The following is a 23,382-nucleotide window of genomic DNA, read 5'->3' as shown; positions in this document are numbered from 1 at the left end:
CAGAAGGAGCGGTGCCGGGTCTTGCCCTCACCTCCCTTCACCGAATCATCTGCTGGTTTCAGCGCAGACTGCGCCGGAAAAACACGACCCGTTCGGTTTCGAAAAATCCCAATGCCTCGTGCATCGCGTGGCTGTCCTTATTGACGGCATCCGCATCGGACGCGATTTCTGCACATCCGAGCCCGCGCGCCCATGCCACGACCTGCTCGATCAAAAGGCGCGCCACCCCATTCAGCCGCCTGTCCGGCAACACATACAGGCCCTCGACAAAGGCGACGGGCGAGGTCGTGCATCCATTCACATAATCATGCCGCAGCGCCGCCTCCGCGAAGCCACACACTTCCCCTCCGGCAACGGCCAGAAAGGCCACCTGATCGGCATCAGGTGATGCCAGGGCCCGTTCGATCTGCTCCCGATGCTCTGCAACGGTCTCCGACGGCCACAACGCCAGCCGCAGGGCCGCATAAGCTCCGATATGGCCTGCGGACACCGACATGATTTCCATCATCCGTCCTTCCATCGTCCTGCGCGCACCGGGCAAGCAGAATCCGCCCCAAGGCGCGCTCAAATGAAGCGCTCCCCCGGCATGGCGGTCACACCGTCGGAAGCACGCCCCCTGTCAGCCCCCGAGCGCGCGCGTGAGCTCGTCCGGGTCCATGCTGCTGCTCTGCGCCGCCGTGGGAAAGGCGCCCGACTGCACATCGCCCACATAGGCCCGCAGAGCGTCCTCGATCGCCGTGCCGATATCACCATAGCGCTTTGCATGGCGCGGCGATTTGCCCGGAAACAGGCCCAGCAGATCGTGCCACACCTGCACCTGCCCGTCGCATCCCGCCCCGGCACCGATGCCGATCACCGGAATCCGCAGCCGCTGCGTCACGGCCGCCGCCAGCGGTGCCGGCACCAGTTCCAGCACCAGGGCGAACGCCCCGGCATCCTGCAAGGCCAGCGCGTCCTCCACCAGCCGCCGTGCTGCCTCCGCCTGCCGCGCCTGCACGCGCAGGCCCAACGTATGCTGTGCCTGCGGCGTCAGGCCCAGATGGCCCATCACCGGCACGCCCAGTTCGGTCAGCCGCCGCACCGTCGGGGCGATGGACACCCCGCCTTCCAGCTTCAGCGCCTGCACCCCGGCCTCCTGCATCACCCGCCGGGCGGAGGCGATGGCGTCGGCCTCGGTCGCATAGGTCAGGAACGGCAGGTCGGCCACCACCAGCGCCCGGCTGCTGCCACGCACCACGGCACGGGCATGGCGGATCATGTCATCCAGCGTCACCGGCAGGGTGTTTTCTGCCCCATGGACCACCATCCCCAGCGAGTCCCCCACCAGCAGCATCGGCACCTGCGCCCGTTCAGCCAGCGCGGCGGATGGGTGATCGTACGCCGTCAGCATGGCGATCCGCTGCCCGGCTTCCTTCATGGCGTGGATGTCGAAAATGGTGATACGCATGATACGATCCATGAAATTTGTTGGTTTATGAAAGGACGATCAGGAAACGAGAGAAACCGGTCGCCGCATGGCGCACCGCCGCGCCGCCGGCAGGCCATGCGCCACTTCCGCCGCCAGAACGTCCCGCAGACGCGGCGTCAGCGCCACGTCGGGCAGGATCGCGAAACCGGTGCGCGCATAGAACGGCGCATTCCACGCCACGTCCCGAAACGTCGTCAGGGTCACAGCCGCCATCGCCTGCGCCGCCGCATAAGCAGCGGCGTGCTCCAGCAACGCCCGGCCCAGTCCCCGGCCCTGATGCGCGGGCGCCACCGACATCTCCCACACATGCAGCACCGCCCGGCCGGCATCCGCGCCATTCCCATCCTCGCCAGCCATACGGGCGGACAGAAAGCCGGCAACAGCCTCGCCCTCTACCGCAACCCAGCATGTTCCAGCCGCGATGGCCGCCAGATGCGCCTCCGCCGGCATCACGCCGTCATCCGCGATCCAGGCCAGATCCGGGATGGTGCGAAACAGCGTGCCCGATGCTTCTTCCACCGCCGGCAACAGCGCGGCCTCATCCGGCCGGGCCGGCCTGATCTGCCAGTCACCATGCATCTGCCATTCTCCCAGTCCCGATGTCGCGTTTTTCATGACGCCGTGCATGGAACGGACCCGCCATGCGGTCAATCCACCAATGGCCGGTCTGGAAATCCAGGCTGGCGGCGATCAGCCGCGCATTTCCGCGCAGTCTTCTCACGGTGCCACCATGTGATACGGCACCACCCCGCGCTCTTCGCTGCCTGCGTCGATGCCGAAGCCGGTGGCCGGGATCGCCCGATGGCGGCAGTCGGTGCGGATACAGGCCCGACAGCCCGGCCCGATCGGGATCACCATCCGGTCGTCCGTCAGGTCCAGCCCCGCCGAATAGACCAGTTCCGGCGCATGCGACACCGCACACCCCAACACGATCGCCACCAGGCGCGGCCGGTCGAAATAGGAAACCGGGGAATGCCCCACCGTCCGCGCAACGCTGATATAGACGGCCTCATCAGTGGTGCGCGACATCTGGACATGCAGCTTGCCCGGCGCCGAAAAACATTCGAACACATTCCATTGTGCGCACAGCCCACCGAACCGCGCGCGGCTGAAGCGGGTGGCGCTGTAGCTCTTCAGCACGTTGCCGGCGATATCTGTTTTAATGAAATAGAACGGAATCCCCTCTGCCCCCGGCCGCTGCATGGTGGAAAGCCGATGGCACACCTGCTCGAAACTCACCCCGAACTGACGTTGCAACAGATCCAGGTCGTGCCGCGTCTGCCGCGCGGCCCGGCGAAACCGCTCATAAGGCAGCAGTAGCGCCCCGGCGAAATAATTGCTCATCCCCACGGTAGCCAGCGCCCGCGCATCGGCGCTGCCCAGCCCCGAGCGACGCACCGGCCGGGCCAGAACCTGCCCGTAATCCAGCCGACCGATCACCTGCGCCAGCCAGAATGCGCTGCTCTCGGGCGGCACGCCCCCGGTCAGCGACAGCCGACGCGCGCGCCGGTCGAACCGCCACATCACCCCTTCCCGGTCCAGCGCGGCATCGGTCACGATCCGGATGTCGTGCCGGTCGCGCAGATAACGCCCCAGCATCTCGGCCGGGCCGCCCTCGTCCAGCCGTGCGGTCTCGTACAGCCCTTCCGCCGCACGGTCGATCTCGTCGAAATAATTCCGTTCCGCCTGCACCCAGTCGCCCACCGTGTCATACGACCCGGTGCCCGGCTGCGGCGTGGGCGTCGCGGCGCCAGCCTCCCCCCGCTCCTCCCGCAATGTGCGAAAGGCGCGATAGAGCGTCACGAACTGGTCGCACAGCCACGGCGCACCCCGCACCGCATCCTGCAACTGCCGTGGATAGGGCATGGTACTGAACAGCGGGTCCCCAAGGATCTCGCGCAATACCTGCATGCGCTGGACATCGCCACTGTCGCTGAACCAGGTGGGCTCGACGCCGAACAGCGTGCAAAGTTTTAACAGAATGCCGGGCGTCAAAGGGCGCTGATCGTTCTCGATCTGATTGAGATAGCTCGCCGAAAGACCCAACGCCGTCGCCAACCCCTGCTGCGATTGACCATTTCTGGTGCGCAAATCACGGATTCTCGACCCAGCGAATATCTTCTCGCCCGCCATCGCCACCTTCGCATCCTTTGCAAAACGACCACCCGACCGTGGCACCATTTCGCCCGGATCGCCATTCCCGAATGCGCGAGAACGGCCATACTCCGCAGCAAGGCCCCCAAAGAGGAACCCGACCATGCGGCATTACGACATCACCGTTCACCCCGAGAGCGACCGGCTGGCGCGCAACGCGCAACTGGCCTGGCAGATCGCCGAGGTCGCCGCCGACCCGGTCGCCATTGTCCCAGACGTCACCGAGATGATCATCAATCGCGTGATCGACAATGCATCGGTCGCCATCGCCTCGGTCAACCGCCACACGGTAGTCAGCGCCCGCGCCGAAGCCCTGGCCCATGCCAGACCCGGCGGCGCCACCCTGTTCGGCTGCGGGCCGGACGTCCGCGTCCACGCCGAATGGGCCGCCTGGGCCAACGGCACGGCGGTGCGCGAGCTGGATTATCACGACACCTTCCTGGCCGCCGAATACTCCCACCCCGGCGACAACATCCCCGCCATTCTCGCCGTGGCCCAGCAATGCGGCCGCACGGGCGCCGAACTGGTGCGCGGCATCGCCACCGGCTACGAAATCCAGATCGACCTGGTGCGCGCGATCTGCCTGCACAAGCACAAGATCGACCACGTCGCCCATCTCGGCCCCTCGGTCGCGGCCGGCATCGGCACCCTGCTGGGCCTGCCCACCGAGACCATCTACCAGTCGATCCAGCACGCCCTGCACGTCACCACCGCCACCCGCCAAAGCCGCAAGGGCGAGATTTCCTCGTGGAAAGCCTACGCCCCCTCCCACGCCGGCAAGATGGCCGTCGAAGCCGTGGACCGCGCCATGCTGGGCGAAACCTCCCCCAGCCCGATCTATGAAGGCGAAGACGGCGTGATCGCCTGGATGCTGGACGGCAAAGATGCCCATTACCGCGTCGCCCTGCCCGAGGCAGGCGAAGCCAAGCGCGCGATCCTGGACAGCTACACCAAGGAACATTCGGCGGAATATCAAAGCCAGGCCCTGATCGACCTCGCCTTCCGCCTGGGCGCCGAGGTCAAAGCGTCCGGCCGCATCTGGGACGACGTGAAGGACATCCTGATCGAAACCAGCCACCACACCCATTACGTGATCGGCACCGGCTCCAACGACCCGCAGAAATTCGACCCCACGGCCTCGCGCGAGACGCTGGACCACTCGATCATGTATATCGTCGCGGTCGCCCTACAGGACGGCGCCTGGCACCATGTGCGGTCCTACCTGCCCAAGCGCGCGCAACGGGAAGACACGGTGCGTCTGTGGCGCAAGATCCACACGGTGGAAGACCCGAAATGGACCGCCCGCTATCACGCCGACGACCCGGCGGTGAAAGCCTTCGGCGGCCGCATCATCATCACCTTCCATGACGGCACGAAGCTGGACGGCGAACTGGCGGTGGCCAACGCCCACCCGCTGGGCGCGACCCCATGGACCCGGCCCGACTACATCCGGAAATTCCGTGTCCTGACCGAAGGCATCCTCGCCCCGGCCGAAATCGAACGCTTCCTGGACGTCGCCCAGAACCTGCCCACCCTGCGCGCCGACGCGTTACGCCACCTCGAAATCACCCTTCCGCCGCAGTCCCTGAAAGCCACCGACAAGACGGGAATCTTCAACTTCCCAACAGACTGACCCACCCCCTCAACGATCAGGGGTGAAGGGGACGACTGTCCCCTTCCGGGTGCAGGGCAGCGCCCTGCGAAAAGGCACAAAAAGGAGACGTGACATGACCCAAGCGTCCAAGCCCAAGAAATCGGTCGCCCTCTCCGGCATCACCGCCGGCGAAACGGCACTCAGCTCCGTCGGCCATGCCGGCAACGATCTGCATTATCGCGGCTACGACATCAAGGACCTCGCGGAATCCTGTGAGTTCGAAGAAGTCGCCCACCTGCTGATTCACGGTCACCTGCCCGACGCCGCCGAACTGGCGGAATACAAGGAGCGCCTGCGCGCCATGCGCGGCCTGCCCGTCCGCCTGCGCCGCCTGCTGGAGGACATTCCGGCCGCCGCCCACCCGATGGACGTCATGCGCACCGGCGTGTCCGCCCTGGGCTGCATCCTGCCCGAACGACGCGACATGAACCCGGTCGGTGCGCGCGAAATCGCGGACCGGCTGCTCGCCTCGATGGGTTCGGTGCTGCTGTACTGGTATCATTTCTCGACCAACGGCAAACGCATCGACGTCGAGACCGACGACGAGACCATCGGCGGCCATTTCCTGCACATGCTGCACGGCCACGCCCCCCCGGCCGAGTGGGTCAGTGCCATGCACGCCTCGCTGATCCTGTACGCGGAGCATGAATTCAACGCCTCGACCTTCGCCTGCCGCGTGGTGGCCGGCACGGGGTCGGACATGTATTCCGCCGTCACCGCCGGCATCGGCGCGCTGCGCGGTTCCCGCCACGGCGGCGCCAACGAGGTGGCGCTGGAAATCCAGCAGCGGTACCAGACACCCGACGAAGCCCAGGCCGATATCCTGCGCCGGCTGGAAAACCGCGAGGTCGTAATCGGCTTCGGCCATCCGGTCTACACCATCGCCGATCCGCGCAACGCCGTGATCAAGCAATGGGCGGAACGCCTCTCGGCCCGCAGCGGCGCCATGCGCCTCTACAATGTCGCCGAACGGGTAGAGCGCGTGATGGCCGAGCGACGGAACATGTTCGCCAATCTCGACTGGTTCAGCGCCGTTTCCTACAACATGATGCGCATCCCCACCGCCATGTTCACGCCGATCTTCGTCATCGCGCGCCTGACCGGCTGGAGCGCCCACGTCATCGAACAGCGCGAGAACGGCAAGATCATCCGCCCCTCGGCGGACTATATCGGGCCCGACAAGCGGCCCTTCACCCCCCTGCACCAGCGCGGCGGCATGGAGAAGGCAGCATGATTTACCTGACAGGCGGCGCCACCGATGGCGAAACGGCAGGCCGGCGCTTCCGCGCCCTGCTCGATGCGCCCGGCATCCTGCAACTGCCCGGCGCCCATAACGGACAGGCCGCGCTCCAGGCCAAGGACGCCGGCTTCAGCGCGCTCTATCTCTCGGGCGCGGCCATGACGGCCAGCATGGGCCTGCCCGATCTGGGCATCATCACCATCGACCAGGTGACGTTCTTCATCCGCCAGATCGTCAACGCCACCGGCCTGCCCCTGCTGGTCGATGGCGACACCGGCTATGGCGAGGTGCTCAACGTCATGAACATGGTCCGCACCTTCGAGGATGCCGGCGCCGGCGCCGTGCATCTGGAAGACCAGATCCTGCCCAAGAAATGTGGCCATCTGAACAACAAGAAGCTCGCCACTCCGCACGACATGGCCATGAAAGTCGGCGCTGCCCGCAAGGCCGCGCGCGATCTGGTCGTCATCGCCCGCACCGACGCAGCGGCTAGCGAAGGGATCGACGGCGCCGTCGCGCGCGCCAAACTCTACATCGAAGCCGGCGCCGACGCGATTTTCCCCGAGGCCCTCACCACTGCCGAGATGTTCCGCGAATTCGCCCGCCGCATGCCCGGCGTCAAGCTGCTGGCCAACATGACCGAATTCGGCCGCACGCCCTTCTTCACCGCAAGCGAATTCGAGGAAATGGGCTACAGCATGATCATCTGGCCCGTCAGTTCGCTACGCGTGGCCAACAAGGCGCAGGAAGACCTCTACACCACCCTACGCCGCGACGGCAGCACCGAGGCCATGCTGCCCCATATGCAAACCCGCGAAGCCCTCTACCGAACCCTGCGCTATCACGAATACGAGGCACTGGATCAGTCAATTGTGGAAACGGTTCTGCCCAAGGTCGGCGAGCCGGCGTAAAGAACCCGATCGTCAAATCCCGCGACACACCGGAAGGGGATGGTATCCCCTTCCCTCGCCGCCCGTTACGGCGCGCAGCCCGTCACCGCATCGACGCATCGGCCGGCCCCCTGCGCAAGATGGTCGCTCCCGCCGCATCATGCGGCAATGTCGCGCCATATGCCTGCGCATATCGCGCGGCGAAAGCCGCCCGTTCCAGCCTTTCGCAATAATCGAGATACCGGATCAACGCCCGTTCCGCACGCGGCGTCCGTCCATAGAGCCGTCTGTAATGTTGCCAGAGAACCATCACATTCACCGACCACGCATCGTAAGCGTGTTCGGCGACCCGTTGACGGATCGCCGGAGGCAGCACGTCAAACGCCTCCCAGTCATCCCCATCGTATCGCCGCCACACCTCATGCCGCAGCGTCCGCTCATTGCCTGCAACCGGTAGAATCCCAGCCTCAGTGCCACCTGCGGACAACACGGAAACCCCAGCTCTTTCGTCCATCACAGCGGCCGCCCATTCCGTTCTGTTCGGCCTAGCCTATATCGTATATTATAACATAACAATATGGCGCATTTCGGAGGGTCACCACCCTCCACCCGCCTCGATCACGCCCCTTCCTCTTCCAACCCCGCACACGCCACTTCCCGCCCGGAAAAATAGACAGGCCGACGCACTGCCTCGTCGACATTCAGGCCGAACACGTCAGGGCGGGCATAATGACCGGCAACGTCCAGATCGTATTTTCCCCTGATCACATCATCCATGTCGATATCGGCGGCGATGATGGCTTCTCGATCATAAACAGGTCCGGCCACGATCTCCCCCAATGGATTGACGATCACGCTCCCTCCCCGAATCAGCACGGTTTGCGGATCGTTCCCCTGATGGCAGTCATAATCCGCCGGTGCATCGGCACGGGTCATGTACTGGCATGCACTCAGCACGAACGTCCGCCCTTCATAGGCGATATGCCGCATCGAGGCCTGCCAGATCTCGCGCTCGTCCACCGTGGGCGCGCACCAGAGGCTGATCCTCTTCGCATACATGCTCTGCCGCAGGTCCGGCATGTAATTTTCCCAACAGATCGCAGCACCGATCCGCCCCAGAACCGTCTCGAAGACAGGGATCGTGGACCCGTCACCCTGCCCCCAGATCAGCCGTTCGCTGCCGGTGGGCATCAGCTTGCGGTGCTTGCCAAGAAGCGCACCATCCGGCCCGAAGAAAAGGGCGGTACAATAGAGCGTCGCCCCATCCCGTTCGATCACGCCGACGACGAGATGCGCCTTCATCCGGGCCGCAAAAGAACCGATGCGTGCAGTCTCTACACCCGGCACGGTAATGGCCGCCTTCCAGTAACGCAGGTACTCGTCCCGCCCGGCCGGAAAGCGGCTCCCCACCACGGCCCCGAACGTCAGTCCCTTGGGATAACCACCGATGTAGGCTTCGGGAAAGACCGCCAGTTCAACACCTTGCGCCCCGGCCTCCGCGCAATGCGCTTCCATCCGCTCCAGCGTGCGGGGCGTATCGAACAGACTCGTCCCTGCCTGGATAACGGCAACACGGTGCTGGCTCATGCATGGTCTCCCTTTGTACCGGCCAGATACGGTGAGCTTTCCTGCACAATCGAGCAAACGGAAACAGAGCCGCACGTCCGACGTTAACCAATGCGTTGCCACCTCCGGCCTCTCACCCGAGAGCCTGATCGAAAATGCGCCCTGGTGGCGATCCGACGCACGTTTCCTGCGCTTCGCGGCGGGCGGCCATCAAGGCCGCTCCGCTCCGATGCTCGGACACACACGCCGGACGCGGCCCTGACGGGCCGCTCTCGCTCACCAGACCGCATTTTCAGTCAGGCTCTGAGATCGCATTGCGCCGTCACAGGAAGTGCCCCATGCCGAAACCCGTTCTCGTCGTCGGTGCCGGCCCTGTCGGTCTCACCATGGCCGCCGAACTCGCACGCTATCATGTGCCCGTCAGGATCATCGACCAATCGCAGGGGCGTACCGACAAATCCAGGGCACTCGCGGTCTGGCCGCGCACTCTCGAATGTCTCGCCGCCAGCGGCTGCCTCGACGCCTTTCTGGCCACCGGCCTCAGAGCAGACGCCATCGGCATCCACACCGGCAGCCGACGCATCGGCCGCATCGCGTTCGATCAGATCGCCTCACCCTTCAACCTGCTGCTGGTCATTCCGCAATCGGAAACCGAACGCCTGCTGGAAACACACCTCGCCTCCCTAGGTGGAAAAGTCGAACGGAGCACCGAACTCACGGCCTTTACCGATACTCCGGAGGGCGTCATCTGCCGCGTACGGCATGCTTCCGGAGAGAACGAGGAAATCGACGCAAGCTGGCTCATCGGCTGCGACGGCGCCCATTCCTTCGTCCGCCGAACCCTCGGGATGGCGTTCGAGGGCGATACCCTCTCGACCGGCTTTCTCATCGCCGACGTCCATCTCACCGGCTTCGCCATTCCACCGAACGAACTGGCGATCTTCTGGCACCCGGACGGCGCGTTGATGGTCTTTCCCATCTCGCCCGGGCGTTATCGCATCATCGCCGATATCGGCACGATTTCAGGGCAGCCGCCCAATCTGGGGCAGGTGCAATCCATTATGGACCGGCGCGGGCCGGGCGGCGTCACCCTCTCCGATCCGGCCTGGCTGTCGCATTTCGGGGTCAATGAACGCACGGTGCGGGACTATCGCGCAGACCGGGTGTTTCTCGCGGGAGATGCCGCGCACATCCATAGCCCCGCGGGTGGGCAGGGCATGAATACAGGCATGCAGGATGCCTTCAATCTCGCCTGGAAACTGGCACTCGTCGAACAGGGCAAGGCCAATCCCGCCCTGCTCGACAGCTACAGTCGCGAACGTAGCCCGGTCGCCCGCCAGATCCTTGCCGAGTCCGGCCGCCTGACCCGACTGGTTCTGCTCAGAAACCCTCTGGCGCAACGTCTGCGTGGCTTTCTCGCGCACAGGATGCTCGGATTTCCGGAAGTGCAGCGCGCCATCGTGAACAGGCTGTCCGGAATCGCGATCGCCTATCCCGACAGTCCGCTCAACGCTGGCTCCGCCCAAGGCTTGCGCGGCCCGTCTCCAGGCCAACGCTTCATGCCCGACCTCCCCATCGCGGTCCGCGATGCAGCCAGATTCACCCTATGGGCTACAGACGATACCGAGGCACGCACGCTGATCGGCCGCTACCCTTCCCTGCTGGACCCTCACCTCCGCGCGCCACCGGACGGAAAGGGCTCCTGGCTGGTGCGACCCGATGGCTACGTCGCCGCAACATCCCGCGCTGGAAAATGGTCGCCCATCGAAGCGGCCCTGTCGAAGATCGTGGCCAAAACAGCCCACCCCCCGAAAACGTAAGATCCTGTCAGAAAATACACGCCGGCGGCGATCCGTGTTGCGAACGGTCTCCGATCAGGTCCGTCCCCTGCGCGGCGGCTCCTCACCGGTCACACGATGCCAGTATTCATCGGCCCGCTTCTCGAACGTCGCCGCATCGCGGGCATCGCTCTGATAAAGCGTCCCCTTCGCGATCGGCGCATAAACCTGCTCCACCCAGCCGCGCGGGTCGTCATGGGGAAAGCGGTATCCGACATGGCCGAGCGATGCCGCTCCCTTGTAATGGGCATCGCGCAGATGCAGCGGCACCGCAGCAGGCGGATTGTTCGCCACATACTGCATGGCGGTTGAAATCCCCCGGCACGCCGAGCCCGATTTGGGCGCCCGCGCCACGTGCAGCGCCGCATGCGCCAGCACGATCTGCGCCTCGGGATACCCGATCTTCTCCACCGCCTGCATCGCCGCCACAGCGGTCTGGAGCGCGGTATTGTCGGCCAGCCCCACATCCTCCGACGCATGGATCATGATCCGCCGTGCGATATAGCGTGGGTCTTCACCGCCATGGATCAGGCGCGCCAGCCAGTACAGCGTGGCATCCGGGTCGGAGCCGCGCATGGATTTCACGAAGGCCGAGACGACATCATAATGCGCATCGCCCGACCGGTCGTGATTGACCGGCGCCGCCGCATAGGCCTCATCCAGCATGGCATCGCTGATCATGACCGCCCGCGCCTCATGCCCCACCGCCAGGCTCTCCAGCGTCGTCAGCGCCCGGCGCGCGTCGCCCCCCGAACGGCCGGCGATCCGACGGATCTGCTCCCCCGTCAGTCCGATCTCCAAGCCCTCGGCGCGCAGATGGCCGATGCCACGCCGCACCACCTGCTCCATCTCTTCAAGACTCAGCGGCTCCAGCTTCAGGATCGTCGAGCGCGAGACCAGCGCCGGGGTCAGCACATGATACGGGTTGCCGGTGGTGGCCCCAATGAAGTCGGCCGTGCCTTCCTCGCAGATCGCCAGCAGGTCATCGGTCTGGGTTGCCGTGAAACGCTGCACTTCATCGACGAAGATCAGCAGCGGCACCATCCGGGCCTCATCCGCCAGCTTGCGGATGTCCGAAACACCGCTGCGCGTCGCATGCAGCGGACGAAAGCGCTTGCCGAGCATGTTCCCCACCGCCCGCGCGATCGAGGTCTTACCCACGCCCGGCGATCCGTAAAGGATGACGCTGCCCAGCGCCCCGCCGGCAATCCGCCGGCGCAGGATGGACCCCGGCGCGATCGCCGCCGACTGCCCGATCACGTCATCCAGCGTCGCCGGGCGCAACTGCGCGGCCAACGGCGTCCGCCCCAGCGGCGCCCCACTGTCAAAAAGATCGCTCATCGCTCACCCCCGAGGCCGAATTGCCCGGAACACCGTGGGCGCGCCACGCCTAATCATCCAACCGCACCGAACGCCCCCGCTTGATACCCGCCCGATGGGCCTTGCCATCCAGCCGGCGCTGGCGCGCGGCCCGACCAGGCCGCGTGGCCACGCGAAAGGCGGGGCGATGCGCGGCCTCGCGAATCAGCTCGGCCAGTCGTTCGATGGCATCCTCGCGATTGCGCACCTGCGTGCGAAACCGCCGGGCCGTGATCACGATCACCCCATCCCGCGTGGCACGACTGCCCGCAACCTCCAGCAGTCGGGCCCGCACCCGTTCGGGCAGCGAGGGCGAGCGCGCGGCGTCAAACCGCAACTGCGCCGCCGTGGCTACCTTGTTGACGTTCTGCCCGCCAGGGCCGGATGCAAGGATGTAGCTGACCTCCAGCTCGGTCTCGGCCAGCGACAGCCCGGGAAGGATCGGGATTGCCATGGCGCGCGACATAGCATGTTTCGCACCGACGCGCGCACCAATCCCCGCCCTGCCGCAGACTGCGTCCGCCCACATCGCGTCAGACCCTCGGGGGGGGACGCCAGCCGATAGCGCCCCACCTCCGCCACGATCCAGATGATGAACATGCTGGAACTTCCCGGCGCCTGTGCCTCCGTTCATGGAACCCACCGGCCTGCAACCCCTCCCACCGTGGCAACGGCGAGAATGTCGAAAGATGAAATCACATAGAATCACGGCGTCTTGCGGCAATGTGATTTACAGACACAGCGACGCATCGCACGAATATCACACATTATTGTCCACCCCTTGCGCATGGTCCTGCATGAAACATCTTTCATCTTGATATGCGAAATTTGCATAAATGACTTTCATTCCGTTAGGATGCCCATCAAATGATTCCAGAGGAGGGTGAGCGATGCACAATATGATGGCGCTGACAGGCGACGCCGCGATCTTCGTGCTGCTGCCCTGGCTGCTGTGGCGCCTGACGCAACGGGCCCTCCCCATCGCGGTCCTGCCCATCCTCATCGGCATCCTGCTGGCGGTCTGGCACGTCCCCGTCGGCAAGCTGGGCCTCCCCTCTCTTTACGGCGACAATATCGGCTGGGTCGCCGTGCTGATCCTGGCCTTCACCGCCGGGCTGGAGATGTGGCAGCACCCCGGCGAGGAAGAAGGCGCGGCACACCGGCTGCCGCCGCAACCCCTTGGCCGCCTGCTCACCAGCGCGCTGATCGCGCTGGGCGGTCCGTTCCTGATCGGCTCCTTTCTGGCGTATGAATTCTTCCTGCCCATGCCGGGCTGGCACGCCCCGCATGCCGCGTCCTGGATCGCCGCGGCGTCCATCGGGCTCTGCATGGCCGTCAGCGCACTGCCGGTCCTCATCGGCGTGGTGCGCGAACTCGAACCCGCCCAGCGCCCGCTGGGTCAGCTGGCACTCAAGCTTGCCGTAGTGGATGACGCGGCCCTCTGGATCGGCCTTGCGGCCCTTCAGTTCGCCGCCAGGGGCAGCGCGGCCCTCCATGGCTGGACCATCCTGGAATTCGTCGCGGTCGGGCTGCTCGTCGGCCTGGCAGGAGCCGGAAACTGGGCCTCCCGCCATTTCAGGAACCCGCCCGCCTGGGTGATCTGGACTGCGGTGCCGATCTATCTCGCGGCCGGCTCCTGGGCCAGCAAGCAACTGGGGCTGCACGAACTGATCGGGGCCTATTTCGCGGGCGCGATCATGCCGCCAAGCTGGGTGCGCCGCCTCCCGGTCGAATGGGCCGGCACCTTCGCCCTGATCTGGCTGGCGCCGATGTTCTTCGGCCATAGCGGCCTGCATATCGACGGCGACGCCCTCACCTGGCCGTCCATCCTGGCATCGCTGGCACTCGTGGCCATCTCGATCGTGACCAAGATCGCCGCCATCTATATCTGCCCCCCGGCGGCGGGCCTGACGCGCCGGCAGACACTCAGCGTCGGCGCCCTGCTGCAATGCAAGGGCCTGATGGAAATCGTCGCCGCGACCATCCTGCACCAGCAGGGCATGCTTTCCGAATTCGCCTTTGCCTCGCTGGTGGTGCTGGCGGTGATTTCGACCACGCTGACCGGCCCGATGTTCCGCGCCTTCGCCCCCAAGCCGCGCGCGAGAACATCACCTCGACTGCCGACAGGCGCGCTGACGGTCAATTCCTGAACCGAAGCGCGCCATCTCCCTCACGTTTGCCGCCGTCAGGGCCTGTCAGGACATCGGCGGCGGCGATGTGTCGGCCGACGGCAGGGGAATGAATTCGTCATGGTCCGCCTCGGGCAGTTTCATCCGCCCGGCCTTCCAGTCCTCGGCAGCCTGCGCCAGTCGCTCCTTCGAGGAACTGACGAAATTCCAGAACAGGAACCGTTCCCCAACCGGTTCGCCCCCCAGCACCATAGCAGTCGTGGGGGCCAGGGCCTGGAAAGATGAGGCCCCGGCCCCCAGCACCAGCATCCGCCCCGCCTCATACCGCTCGCCGTCGATCTCGATTGCCCCGGTGGCGATATAAAGCGCCCGCTCCGGATAGGCGGTCGGAATTTCCGCCCGCGCTCCGGCCGCGAGTTCAAGATGCGCATAGAACAGCGGCGAATGCGTCCGCGCCGCGGCAGTCAGCCCATAGGCCTGCCCCGCAATAAGCTGCCCCCGCACGCCGGCCGCATCCCATTGCGGCAGATCGTCTCCTTCGTGATGCGAGAAGGAGGGCGCGGCCTCCTCGTCCCCCTTCGGCAGCGCAACCCACGCCTGGATGCCATGCAGATGGTCGCCCACCGCACGCGCCTTCTCGAACCGCTCGCTATGCGTGATCCCGCTGCCGGCCGTCATCCAGTTGACCTCCTGGGGGCGGATCGCCTGCTCCGACCCCAGGCTGTCGCGATGCACCACTTCCCCCGAAAACAGGTACGTGACGGTGGAAAGCCCGATATGCGGATGCGGCCGCACATCGAGGCTGCGATCGACCCCCGCCGCAATATCCATCGGCCCCATATGGTCGAAAAAGATAAAAGGCCCGACCATCCGTCGCCGCGCGAAGGGCAGGATGCGCCCCACTTCCAGCCCGCCGCCCAGACTGCGGCGACGCTGTTCGATCATCATCTCGATCATGGTTCAGTGTCTCCTTCGACTTCGCGACCGGACCGGCAGCACCCGCCCGGTCAGGCGGCGATCCCGCCGAAACGTCCGTTGTTGAAATCCTCGATTGCCTGGCGGATCTCTTCCTGCGTGTTCATCACGAAGGGGCCATAGCCGGCGATCGGTTCGTTCAAGGGCTGTCCGGTCAGGACAAGAAAGCTGGCCGCCTCCGTCGCCTGCAACGTCACCTCGGTGCCCTCCCGGCTGAGCAGAGCGAACTGCGCGCTCACCAGTTCCGTGCCGCCATTCACGATCAGGCGTCCTTCCAGCGAGACGATCGCCGTGCTGTGCCCGACCGGCAGGTCAAGCGTCACCTGCGCGCCCGAATGCAGCGTGCCGTCCCACACATTCAACGGCGAGAACACCCGTGCCGGTCCATGCCCCGTCCCGTAATCCCCCGCGATGACGCGCAGCGTTCCTGCACCATCGGGCAGAGAAACAACCGGAATATCGGCGGCGCGCAACGTCTGGTAGGCCGCCGGCGCCCCCTTGTCCGCGGCCGGCAGGTTCACCCACAACTGCACCATGCGAAATGCACCGCCCGTGCGCGCATAGGCGGTTGAATGGAATTCCTCATGCTGGATACCGTTCCCCGCCGTCATCCACTGCACATCGCCCGGCCCGATCACACCGCCGCCACCCGAGGAATCGCGGTGCTCGACCTCGCCGTCATAGACGATGGTCACCGTCTCGAACCCCTTGTGCGGATGCTCGCCCACACCGCGCCGCGCCTCCGTGGGGTCAAACGTATAAGGCCCGGCATAATCAAGCAGCAGGAACGGGCTCAGATGCGCGCCGAAATCGCTGTAGGAAAACAGGGAACGGACAGGAAAACCGTCCCCCACCCAATGGCCGCGATCATTTCCGTAGCGGCCGAGAATCGTCTTCTGCATTGCCATGCTCCCGATCGACGGGGCTCCGACAGCGACGCCCCTGCATGACGGCAAGATGGGCCGTTCCCTCCATCGCACAAAGATTGCCCCATCGAACGGTGCGTCCTATTCATGAGACAATGAAGGACCTCAACGATCTCTATTATTTCGTACAGGTCGTCCGCCACGGCGGCTTCACGCGCGCCGCGCAGGCCACCGGCCTCCAGAAATCCCTCCTCAGCCGCCGGGTCCGGCTGCTGGAAGAACGGCTGGATACCGTGCTGCTCCAGCGATCCTCCCGCCATTTCTCGGTGACCGAGGCTGGGCGTGGCTTCTACGAACGGTGCGTGGTCGTCCTGGAAGAGGCAGACGCCGCAGAACAATCGGTCGCCCGGCATCATGCCGAACCGTGCGGCATCATCCGCCTCAGTTGCCCGGTCTCTCTCCTGACCATCCAGTTCGGTGCGCTGCTGGCCCGGTTCATCATGCGCTATCCCGCCGTCACGCTCAGTCTCGAAAGCACGAACCGGCGGGTGGATCTGCTGGAAGACCGGTTCGATCTCGCCATCCGGGTGCGCTTCCCGCCGCTGCAATCGGAAAACCTCATCATGCGCGTGCTCGACACCAGCACGCAGTGCCTGGTTGCCGCCCCCTCATTGATCGCAGCCCCCCTGGCCTCCCCGGCGGACCTGAACACACTGCCAAGCCTCGATTTCAACACCCCGCCCGCCAGCCATTCCTGGCTTCTCGAAAGCGCGGACGGTCAGACGGCAACGATCTTCCACACGCCCCGCCTCGCCACCGACGACATGGCCGTCCTGCGTGAAGCCGCTCTGGCGGGCGCCGGCATCGTCCAGCTTCCGACCATGATGGTCTGGCGCGATATCAAGGAGGGCCGCCTGCTCCAGGCCCTGCCCGACTGGCGGCCGCGCGCGGGCATCGTGCACGCCGTCTTTCCTTCCCGCCGAGGACTTTCCCCCGCCGTGCGCGCGCTGATTGATTTTCTGGCAGCAGAATGTGCGGCCCAGCGGCGGGATGCGTCAAATGTTCTGGAAACCTGACAAGCCAAACCGTTACAGGCGCTCGCGGGACCATTGATAGCGGACGATTGTAACAGGCCAATGCTCATGCGGAAATTCGCCGATATTTCGCAGCCCTTGCTTCTCATAGAAGCGCCGGGCCACACCATTCGCCACACTGGTGCGAAGCCAGAACCCCTCGGGCATCTCCCGTTTGGCGACATCGAGCAGGAGGCTCCCGATGCCCTCCCCCTTCCGCGCCGGGGCCACAAAAAGCTGCCGCAGCCAGGATGCCTCCGGCTCGAACGCCAAAAACCCTGCGATTCCGGATTCATCACACGCAACATGGACACGCCACGCCCGCTTCCATTCCGCTTCGAGGCGCTCACGATATTCCGCCAGGTCCGACACGAAGTCGCCTTCGATGCCGATAGAAAGCGTGCTCTCACGCCAAAGCCGCGCGACAGCATCAATGTCGTCGCTGCGGAGCGCACGCACGGGACAGGTCATCATTGGCTTACACGCTCATGTTTTCGTTCGCCGAACCCGAAGACGTGTTGGTTTCACGATGATATCCCTGATATCCTCATACGCCCTTCCGAACCCCATACCCGCATATCGAATATGATCTCCGCGTCTTCGTCGTCTTTTTTATCAGGGAATTTTACCCGCTCCCCCCCGATGCGTATCGCGGCGAACAGATAATGCTCAACGGGAAAAGGCACTTATTTGCCGTTATCGTGCTCTGCGCCCTGCCCGCCGGATGTACGGATGACGATCAGGGCAAGGGCGACCTGCATACAGCCGTCTCCCGGTGTTTTGCCCGCTACCCGTTCAGGAAGGGCACCGCCTACGACCGGTTCACCTGCATCACCAACGCCCATCTCAGATATGGCCCGGGCGCCGTCGGCACCAATTACGACCTGATTTCACAGGTCGATCTCGCTTCCCTGCGCATCGGCCTGGATGTCGATGCCGGCACGTTGAGCGTCCCGGAAGCCGAGAAGGAACTGCATTGGGTCACGACCAAGGCCCAGACCCAGGCCATCGAGCGGATCAATCCCAACCCGGCGGCAACCATGCCACCCCACCGCAGCGCGACAGGATCGGCACGATAACCCACGCGGGCGGTCCGGCATTCCCGGCCGGGCCGCCGTTACGAACAGTCGCGCAGCCTACCGCGTAGTCTTCACTGCGGCGTCTTCACTGCGTCCGGGGCACGATCACCGGGTCGGACGATTTCTTATCCGGATTGGCAACGACCGTTCCCGATTGCGAGGAATAGGTAGCGGAAGTCGACTGGTTCGGCGTGGTCGGCGGATGGAAGGCCGAAACCGGGCCGAAGATGCCACCGGCGGAACTCTTCATCGTGCCTTCCGGCTGGCGGGCACATCCACGGGTGATGATGGAGCAGATTCCGTCCGTTCCCACCAGTTCGTCGTTATCGCCGGCATAATGCACGTCCGACACCCGATCATGGTCCAGGCGGATCACGGCCGTGCAGGTCGTCCCGCCGCCGCCGCCGAACTGCGCGATCGTCGTGGCGATATCGCCCACCGGAATCAATGTGGAACCACCATAGCTCGGCTGCGGATGCGTCCCGGAATAGATGAAGATCTGGGTCGTATCATTGAGCTGCTTGGTGGCGGACGGCAGTCCCGCACAGGCCTGGAGGTCATAGGACGTCATGCCGATCATGGTGATCTGCGCCTTGTGAGCCGCCCGGGAATCCATATATCCGCACCCGCTCAGCCCGAGAGAGAGTGAAGAAACCGCGAGCAGACACAGAGTGCGACAGTTCATTCCTGGATTATCCCCACAATCAATCGGTCCACGCCCGGCACGGCGCATCTATCGCATGAACCTAGTGCGCTCTTTCCGGTCGATGCAAGGCCCAAGCCGAGCACAAAATGTCGCTTTTTCAATGAAACGCATTGTTACAGGCATTGTGGCCATCTCATGACGGCCCGATCACCGAATATCTTGACGAAAAGGATTACGTCTTTACTTCGCCATTGCCTTCCACGTCCCGCACTATCATCATGGTACCTATCGTCAGCAAGGAGGACGTCCGTCACGGATCTGGAGGCCAGACCGGCCAGTCCTCCGCAACGGCGCCTTCGAAACACCGTCCGGCCTCACCGGCCTTCACGCAGAACCGCAACGGACATCCAAGGAGAATCTGCCGCTCATGTCGCTCAAGCCGCTTATGCCGCTCCTGTCTCGCCACACATCGCGTGCCCTGCCTCCGCTCACGGCAGCCCTTCTCGCCCTTGGTGCCTGCACGGCCGGCCAGCCCCCCGTGCCGCCCCTGCCCCCCCCTGCAACAGGCCCCCACCCTCACGATCGCCGACACGGATCTCGTGCAGAAACTCAACGAAATGGACCTGACCCGGATCGCCCTGGCCAAAATCGCCCAGACCAACGCCGCCCGCAGCGACATCGCCACTCTCGGCGCGACCATGGTCAAGGACCTGACCGGCAATCAGGACAAGCTGGCGAAGCTGGTATCAGCCCACGCCATCACCCTGGCTCCCAAGCCGTCCGCCGCAAACCAGAAGATCATCGACCGGATGCAGCACCTCCATGGCGCCTCGTTCGACCGCGCCTACATACGCTACCTGTGGCGCGACGACGCCAGAATGAAACCCATCCTCGAAAGCGGAATTGCCGGTTCCAAGAACGCCGACCTGACCAAACTCGCCACCGACACCCAAACCCTGCTCGCCGCCTACGAAGCACAGCTCAAATAAGCCTCCGTCAGCGGCAGACGGGCGCTGGCGACCAGACCGCGCCAGCGCTCCGTGCCCCCGATGCCCGATGCCTCGTCGGGGTTCGCCCGCGTCGGGCCGTCAGGAATTATTCAGCCGGGCCGTCGGACGTTGCCCATTCCTGCCGCAACAGTCTCATAATCGCAGCATCATCGACATCCGTAACGATCACGACGGCGCCTTCTCCATGAAAGCGCGCGGCGATGGCACGGCCTACCCCTCGTGCGGAGCCTGTGACGACACACGTTTTATTCGGCAGTTTTTGCATATCATTCTCGAAAATGGAGTTCAGTCGCGGCCCCCCCGCCAGACACTGATGTCCCGCCTCAGCAGTGACTCTGGAGAACTCCTGAAAAACCAAGTGCATGTCGCCTTCCCTCGATTGGCAACATGCACGCTTCATCACCCCCAAAACTCAGCGAGATGCAGGCGGCGAGCCCCCTGCCGAGGCGCCGGGCAGAGCCACGCTCTCCGGCACACCTTCCTCCGCCTCCGCCGGCCCCGAAGGCGCTGGAATCAGTTCCACACTCTGCGCCGGCCGCGCCAGCCGGATGCCCTCGCTGGCAAAGCGCTGCACCAGCAGCCGGTTGAACGCCCGCTGTACCGGCCAGCGCGACGCATCGGTGCAGACGATCTGGCCAAGCAGCGTCACGGCCTGCGAGGACACCGCGTTCACACCCCAATATTGCAGGTCACTCAGCATGCCGGGTGCCAGATCGGGGTCCTTGCGCATGCCCAGCACGATCTCCGCCAGCACGGCGGCGGCCCGATCGATATCCTGATCCGGCGCAATATCGACGCTGACGGCGGCATTGCCCAGCCCGCGATTGATGTTGGTAACGGTAGAGACCGCGCTGAACGGAATGATATGCACCGACCCATCGCTCGCACGCAGCCGCAGGGTACGGATCGACAGCGTCTCCACCGTGCCGGACAGGCCGCCGGCGGTCACCGAGTCCCCCACCTCCATCGCGTTTTCCAGCAGCAGGAAGATGCCGGTGATGAAATCCTGGACCAGTTTCTGCGACCCGAACCCGACGGCCACACCAAGGATTCCCGCCCCGGCCAGCAGCGGCGCGATATCGATCCCGATCTGGCTGAGCACGGTCATCAGCACCACGATGCTCAGACAGACCAGCAGGACCGTGCGCAGGATCGGCGACAGCGTGCGCAGGCGCATCGCCCGCCCCGGCTGCGCACTGCTGGTATAGCGCCCGATCTGCCGGTCCAGCGCGGCGTTGACATATTCCCAAACGACGATGCCGATCGCCAGCGCCACCAGCACCGTGGCGGTCGCCGAAGCCAGCCGGCGCCCCACCTTGCCGTCATCGAACCACGCGAAGGCCGGCACGCCCCATGCCTGCAACAGCGTCACGGCCCCGGCAATCCCCAGGACCCACGCCAGCGCCTGACGCACATAGGGATAATAACGCGCGCCACGCCGGGCCACGCCGGCTGCGGCGCCCCCGGCCTCCTGGCCGGGCCGGAATGTACGGTCCAGCAGCCCGAACAGCAGAATCGCCAGTGCCCGGAACACGATCAGCACCCCGAGCGCGATGGCGCACAATTGCCAGATCCGCATATAGCCACCGGGAAGATCGGCCGCCGACACCAGCCACAACGCCGCATCGAGAACCAGCGCGAAGATCCACCACCGGTCGGCCAGCCCGTCGAACAGCCCATGCCCCAGCCGCCAGCGCATCACGCCTGACGGCTGCAGCATGGCCGCGACCGGGCGCCGCATCCTCAGGATCAATCCCGCCACCAGCAGATGTTCCGCCAGCAGGATCACCAGCCCGATCGCATCCTGTCCCGGTTCCGACAGCCCCAGCAGCCCACCGACATCAGCCAGGCACAGGGCCGCGACAGGCAGCACGATCAGCGCAGTCGTCCAGGCCGTCAGACTGCGCGCCATGTCGTCACCCAGCGGCAGCGGCCGCAGATGCGGCAGCCGTGGCGAAAGCAGAGCGGCGAGGAAAACGATCGCCGCATGGCCGATCGCGTACGCATTGATGACCATCATCATGATCTGCGCCGCCGGCAGGGCCGCATCCTCATCCCCGGCCAGGACATTGGCCATCAGCGTAGCGACCCCGAGGAAAGCGGCCACCGGCACCAGTTCCAGCACCAGGCGCAATACGACCCATGGCAGCAGCCGCAATTGCCGCAGCAGACGCGCCGCGCGCCAGCGGCTCGTAGCTTCCTGCACGCGCACCCGATCGGCGCTGGCCCCGTCACCGTCAGGCGCCACGCTCCCACCTGGCGGCAGGGCCGTCGCCGCATGCTCCGATTCGACCATCGGCTCGGCGATCGGCTCGGCCACCGGCAGAGGCAGCCGCGTCGCCAGCATTCTGTCGATCCGAACCAGATAGCGATGCAGCAGCATGGCCAGCCCGCGCTCGACAGCCAGCCCGATCAACATCACCAGCCCCAGCCGCCACGCCAGGGCCACCAGACCGTCGCGCTGGGCACCGGGGGCCATCATCCGCTCCCCCCAGATGCCCACACTGCGCAGATCGCTGAACAACGCGCCGAAATGGCGCACATGCTGGATAATCGCGCCGGCCATGCCACCCAGCCCATGCAGTGCCACGGCGCCGAGACTACCCGGCGCCAGTGCGATCGGCGCAGGCTTATCCGCCGTGGCCGCTGGCGGTGGCGCGCTGGCCGCCTTTGCTGCCGCATCTGTCTTTCTGTCGGCGACCTCTGGCGGCAACGCCTGCAAAGCACGCAGATCCTGCAAAAAGGCCGCACGTCGTTGTGGATCGCCCAAAGTATCCAGCAGATGCTGCAATTGGGCACGATCCGGTGCCACAGCCCCCTGCGCCGGAGGCACGCGATCCTGCGCCTGTGCCATCGGCACCAGCGCCAGCCGCGGCACGATGCCCGAAAGCAGCACGACCACCATCAACGCAAGGGCGACACACAGGCGGGCAAAAGAAAGACGAACGCCAAAAAAGGGAGCAAGGCGAGGCGTGGCAGAAACGTCGACGGGCATGAATCCTCCGGCTGAGGGAATCTGGCGGACAGGAATGGACCGACGACGAAAGAAGGCTTTATGCGCCGGGCGCGCGGTTGCAAACGCATGAGACAGCAGGAAAGTTCGCCACACCCCCGGCATCACGCCCGGTCACTCGAATGACGCGCATCTGCACATGAGGGCCGGACAATTAAGGCGATCGCCCGGCGTGACATTTCCACACGCCGGAGCACGCCTACCGAACCACACGAGTCCAAATAAAAAAACCGGGGCCGAAGCCCCGGTTTTCCACATGATTTGGAGTGCAGGCTCGGCCTGTTCCGTCACAACGATGGCGCGAATGCCGCCCGAGCGACTTGATCTAAGTGACTGTTTGAAAAGTCATAGAACGGTCTGAAACCCTGAGGCGGCGTATGCCGACTTGGGCAGGTTTACCTATATGAGGGTAATTTCTGCCC

General features: G+C 64.9%; 21 protein-coding genes. 8 read left to right on the top strand and 13 right to left on the bottom strand.

The genetic code is table 11. From position 1 onward, the window contains the following. Positions 1-58: 58 nt before the first annotated feature. The 4 genes from aac(6') to C7453_RS09875 all read right to left on the bottom strand — a co-directional run bounded on the left by aac(6') (position 59) and on the right by C7453_RS09875 (position 3,601). On the bottom strand, positions 59-496 hold the full coding sequence (aac(6'), locus tag C7453_RS09890; RefSeq protein WP_245948967.1) for an aminoglycoside 6'-N-acetyltransferase: 438 nt from the start codon (positions 494-496) through the stop codon (positions 59-61). 123 nt (positions 497-619) lie between these two features. Continuing rightward, positions 620-1,447, bottom strand: coding sequence for a 3-methyl-2-oxobutanoate hydroxymethyltransferase (gene panB / locus C7453_RS09885; RefSeq protein ID WP_114727635.1), 828 nt, complete (start codon positions 1,445-1,447; stop codon positions 620-622). Between the two features lie 39 nt (positions 1,448-1,486). Next, positions 1,487-2,083: a GNAT family N-acetyltransferase gene (locus C7453_RS09880; RefSeq protein ID WP_245948966.1), complete on the bottom strand. Its 597-nt coding sequence runs from the start codon at positions 2,081-2,083 to the stop codon at positions 1,487-1,489. A 102-nt stretch (positions 2,084-2,185) separates the two neighbouring features. Further along, positions 2,186-3,601, bottom strand: a complete 1,416-nt coding sequence (locus C7453_RS09875; protein WP_114727389.1) for a helix-turn-helix domain-containing protein — start codon at positions 3,599-3,601, stop codon at positions 2,186-2,188. A gap of 124 nt (positions 3,602-3,725) precedes the next feature. Between C7453_RS09875 and C7453_RS09870 the strand changes: the two genes are divergently transcribed. The 3 genes from C7453_RS09870 (at position 3,726) to prpB (ending at position 7,427) form a co-directional block, all read left to right on the top strand. Beyond that, the gene (locus C7453_RS09870) at positions 3,726-5,255 is read left to right on the top strand and encodes an MmgE/PrpD family protein (protein ID WP_114727388.1); all 1,530 of its coding nucleotides are present in this window, start codon (positions 3,726-3,728) and stop codon (positions 5,253-5,255) included. Between the two features lie 94 nt (positions 5,256-5,349). After that, positions 5,350-6,510 carry a bifunctional 2-methylcitrate synthase/citrate synthase gene (prpC, locus tag C7453_RS09865; RefSeq protein ID WP_114727387.1) on the top strand — a complete coding sequence of 387 codons (1,161 nt, stop codon included), beginning with the start codon at positions 5,350-5,352 and terminating at the stop codon, positions 6,508-6,510. Next, complete coding sequence (gene prpB, locus C7453_RS09860; protein ID WP_114727386.1) at positions 6,507-7,427, top strand: methylisocitrate lyase; 921 nt, start codon at positions 6,507-6,509, stop codon at positions 7,425-7,427. Before prpC ends, prpB begins: the two co-directional genes overlap by 4 nt. An 82-nt stretch (positions 7,428-7,509) precedes the next feature. Here the strand turns inward: prpB and C7453_RS09855 are convergent, their stop codons facing one another. Next, positions 7,510-7,896: a DUF6525 family protein gene (locus C7453_RS09855; protein WP_371858469.1), complete on the bottom strand. Its 387-nt coding sequence runs from the start codon at positions 7,894-7,896 to the stop codon at positions 7,510-7,512. Between the two features lie 128 nt (positions 7,897-8,024). After that, the gene (locus C7453_RS09850; protein ID WP_114727385.1) at positions 8,025-8,993 is read right to left on the bottom strand and encodes a carbon-nitrogen hydrolase family protein; all 969 of its coding nucleotides are present in this window, start codon (positions 8,991-8,993) and stop codon (positions 8,025-8,027) included. Between the two features lie 317 nt (positions 8,994-9,310). On the opposite strand from C7453_RS09850, the gene C7453_RS09845 reads away from it, so the two are divergent. Beyond that, positions 9,311-10,792 carry an FAD-dependent monooxygenase gene (locus C7453_RS09845; protein ID WP_114727384.1) on the top strand — a complete coding sequence of 494 codons (1,482 nt, stop codon included), beginning with the start codon at positions 9,311-9,313 and terminating at the stop codon, positions 10,790-10,792. Positions 10,793-10,846: 54 nt separating this feature from the next. Here C7453_RS09845 and C7453_RS09840 read toward each other — a convergent pair whose 3' ends face one another. Both C7453_RS09840 and arfB read right to left on the bottom strand, forming a co-directional pair. Further along, positions 10,847-12,151: a replication-associated recombination protein A gene (locus C7453_RS09840; protein WP_114727383.1), complete on the bottom strand. Its 1,305-nt coding sequence runs from the start codon at positions 12,149-12,151 to the stop codon at positions 10,847-10,849. 49 nt (positions 12,152-12,200) lie between these two features. Further along, the gene (arfB, locus tag C7453_RS09835; protein ID WP_114727632.1) at positions 12,201-12,623 is read right to left on the bottom strand and encodes an alternative ribosome rescue aminoacyl-tRNA hydrolase ArfB; all 423 of its coding nucleotides are present in this window, start codon (positions 12,621-12,623) and stop codon (positions 12,201-12,203) included. Between the two features lie 436 nt (positions 12,624-13,059). Between arfB and C7453_RS09830 the strand changes: the two genes are divergently transcribed. Further along, on the top strand, positions 13,060-14,319 hold the full coding sequence (locus C7453_RS09830) for a cation:proton antiporter (RefSeq protein WP_114727382.1): 1,260 nt from the start codon (positions 13,060-13,062) through the stop codon (positions 14,317-14,319). A gap of 45 nt (positions 14,320-14,364) precedes the next feature. Here the strand turns inward: C7453_RS09830 and C7453_RS09825 are convergent, their stop codons facing one another. Next, positions 14,365-15,255, bottom strand: coding sequence for a pirin family protein (locus tag C7453_RS09825; RefSeq protein ID WP_114727381.1), 891 nt, complete (start codon positions 15,253-15,255; stop codon positions 14,365-14,367). A gap of 50 nt (positions 15,256-15,305) precedes the next feature. Then, positions 15,306-16,175, bottom strand: a complete 870-nt coding sequence (locus C7453_RS09820; protein ID WP_114727380.1) for a pirin family protein — start codon at positions 16,173-16,175, stop codon at positions 15,306-15,308. 119 nt (positions 16,176-16,294) lie between these two features. Between C7453_RS09820 and C7453_RS09815 the strand changes: the two genes are divergently transcribed. Beyond that, positions 16,295-17,215: a LysR substrate-binding domain-containing protein gene (locus tag C7453_RS09815; protein WP_114727379.1), complete on the top strand. Its 921-nt coding sequence runs from the start codon at positions 16,295-16,297 to the stop codon at positions 17,213-17,215. 12 nt (positions 17,216-17,227) lie between these two features. Here the strand turns inward: C7453_RS09815 and C7453_RS09810 are convergent, their stop codons facing one another. After that, on the bottom strand, positions 17,228-17,686 hold the full coding sequence (locus C7453_RS09810; RefSeq protein ID WP_114727378.1) for a GNAT family N-acetyltransferase: 459 nt from the start codon (positions 17,684-17,686) through the stop codon (positions 17,228-17,230). Between the two features lie 191 nt (positions 17,687-17,877). Between C7453_RS09810 and C7453_RS09805 the strand changes: the two genes are divergently transcribed. After that, positions 17,878-18,291, top strand: a complete 414-nt coding sequence (locus tag C7453_RS09805) for a hypothetical protein (protein WP_245948965.1) — start codon at positions 17,878-17,880, stop codon at positions 18,289-18,291. Positions 18,292-18,376: 85 nt separating this feature from the next. On the opposite strand, the gene C7453_RS09800 is transcribed toward C7453_RS09805, so the two are convergent. Beyond that, positions 18,377-18,871, bottom strand: coding sequence for a hypothetical protein (locus C7453_RS09800; RefSeq protein ID WP_114727631.1), 495 nt, complete (start codon positions 18,869-18,871; stop codon positions 18,377-18,379). A 665-nt stretch (positions 18,872-19,536) separates the two neighbouring features. Between C7453_RS09800 and C7453_RS09795 the strand changes: the two genes are divergently transcribed. Beyond that, positions 19,537-19,926 (top strand): DUF4142 domain-containing protein, encoded by a 390-nt coding sequence (locus C7453_RS09795; protein WP_245948964.1) that lies wholly within the window; start codon positions 19,537-19,539, stop codon positions 19,924-19,926. Positions 19,927-20,359: 433 nt separating this feature from the next. On the opposite strand, the gene C7453_RS09785 is transcribed toward C7453_RS09795, so the two are convergent. After that, positions 20,360-22,942, bottom strand: coding sequence for a mechanosensitive ion channel domain-containing protein (locus tag C7453_RS09785; protein WP_114727377.1), 2,583 nt, complete (start codon positions 22,940-22,942; stop codon positions 20,360-20,362). Positions 22,943-23,382: the final 440 nt, after the last annotated feature.

This window comes from Gluconacetobacter liquefaciens (assembly GCF_003350405.1).
Taxonomy (GTDB): domain Bacteria; phylum Pseudomonadota; class Alphaproteobacteria; order Acetobacterales; family Acetobacteraceae; genus Gluconacetobacter; species Gluconacetobacter liquefaciens.
Note: the sequence above shows the minus strand (reverse complement) of the source record. Positions and strands in the feature narration are given on the sequence as shown.

What these genes read in the sequence shown, in the direction of transcription:
- panB (WP_114727635.1), bottom strand. Translation starts at nt 1,447, where the DNA reads ATGCGTATCACCATTTTCGACATCCACGCCATGAAGGAAGCCGGGCAG.
- C7453_RS09880 (WP_245948966.1), bottom strand. Translation starts at nt 2,083, where the DNA reads ATGAAAAACGCGACATCGGGACTGGGAGAATGGCAGATGCATGGTGAC.
- C7453_RS09875 (WP_114727389.1), bottom strand. Translation starts at nt 3,601, where the DNA reads ATGGCGGGCGAGAAGATATTCGCTGGGTCGAGAATCCGTGATTTGCGC.
- C7453_RS09870 (WP_114727388.1), top strand. Translation starts at nt 3,726, where the DNA reads ATGCGGCATTACGACATCACCGTTCACCCCGAGAGCGACCGGCTGGCG.
- prpC (WP_114727387.1), top strand. Translation starts at nt 5,350, where the DNA reads ATGACCCAAGCGTCCAAGCCCAAGAAATCGGTCGCCCTCTCCGGCATC.
- prpB (WP_114727386.1), top strand. Translation starts at nt 6,507, where the DNA reads ATGATTTACCTGACAGGCGGCGCCACCGATGGCGAAACGGCAGGCCGG.
- C7453_RS09850 (WP_114727385.1), bottom strand. Translation starts at nt 8,993, where the DNA reads ATGAGCCAGCACCGTGTTGCCGTTATCCAGGCAGGGACGAGTCTGTTC.
- C7453_RS09845 (WP_114727384.1), top strand. Translation starts at nt 9,311, where the DNA reads ATGCCGAAACCCGTTCTCGTCGTCGGTGCCGGCCCTGTCGGTCTCACC.
- C7453_RS09840 (WP_114727383.1), bottom strand. Translation starts at nt 12,151, where the DNA reads ATGAGCGATCTTTTTGACAGTGGGGCGCCGCTGGGGCGGACGCCGTTG.
- arfB (WP_114727632.1), bottom strand. Translation starts at nt 12,623, where the DNA reads ATGGCAATCCCGATCCTTCCCGGGCTGTCGCTGGCCGAGACCGAGCTG.
- C7453_RS09830 (WP_114727382.1), top strand. Translation starts at nt 13,060, where the DNA reads ATGCACAATATGATGGCGCTGACAGGCGACGCCGCGATCTTCGTGCTG.
- C7453_RS09825 (WP_114727381.1), bottom strand. Translation starts at nt 15,255, where the DNA reads ATGATCGAGATGATGATCGAACAGCGTCGCCGCAGTCTGGGCGGCGGG.
- C7453_RS09820 (WP_114727380.1), bottom strand. Translation starts at nt 16,175, where the DNA reads ATGCAGAAGACGATTCTCGGCCGCTACGGAAATGATCGCGGCCATTGG.
- C7453_RS09815 (WP_114727379.1), top strand. Translation starts at nt 16,295, where the DNA reads ATGAAGGACCTCAACGATCTCTATTATTTCGTACAGGTCGTCCGCCAC.
- C7453_RS09810 (WP_114727378.1), bottom strand. Translation starts at nt 17,686, where the DNA reads ATGATGACCTGTCCCGTGCGTGCGCTCCGCAGCGACGACATTGATGCT.
- C7453_RS09805 (WP_245948965.1), top strand. Translation starts at nt 17,878, where the DNA reads ATGCTCAACGGGAAAAGGCACTTATTTGCCGTTATCGTGCTCTGCGCC.
- C7453_RS09800 (WP_114727631.1), bottom strand. Translation starts at nt 18,871, where the DNA reads ATGATCGGCATGACGTCCTATGACCTCCAGGCCTGTGCGGGACTGCCG.
- C7453_RS09785 (WP_114727377.1), bottom strand. Translation starts at nt 22,942, where the DNA reads ATGCCCGTCGACGTTTCTGCCACGCCTCGCCTTGCTCCCTTTTTTGGC.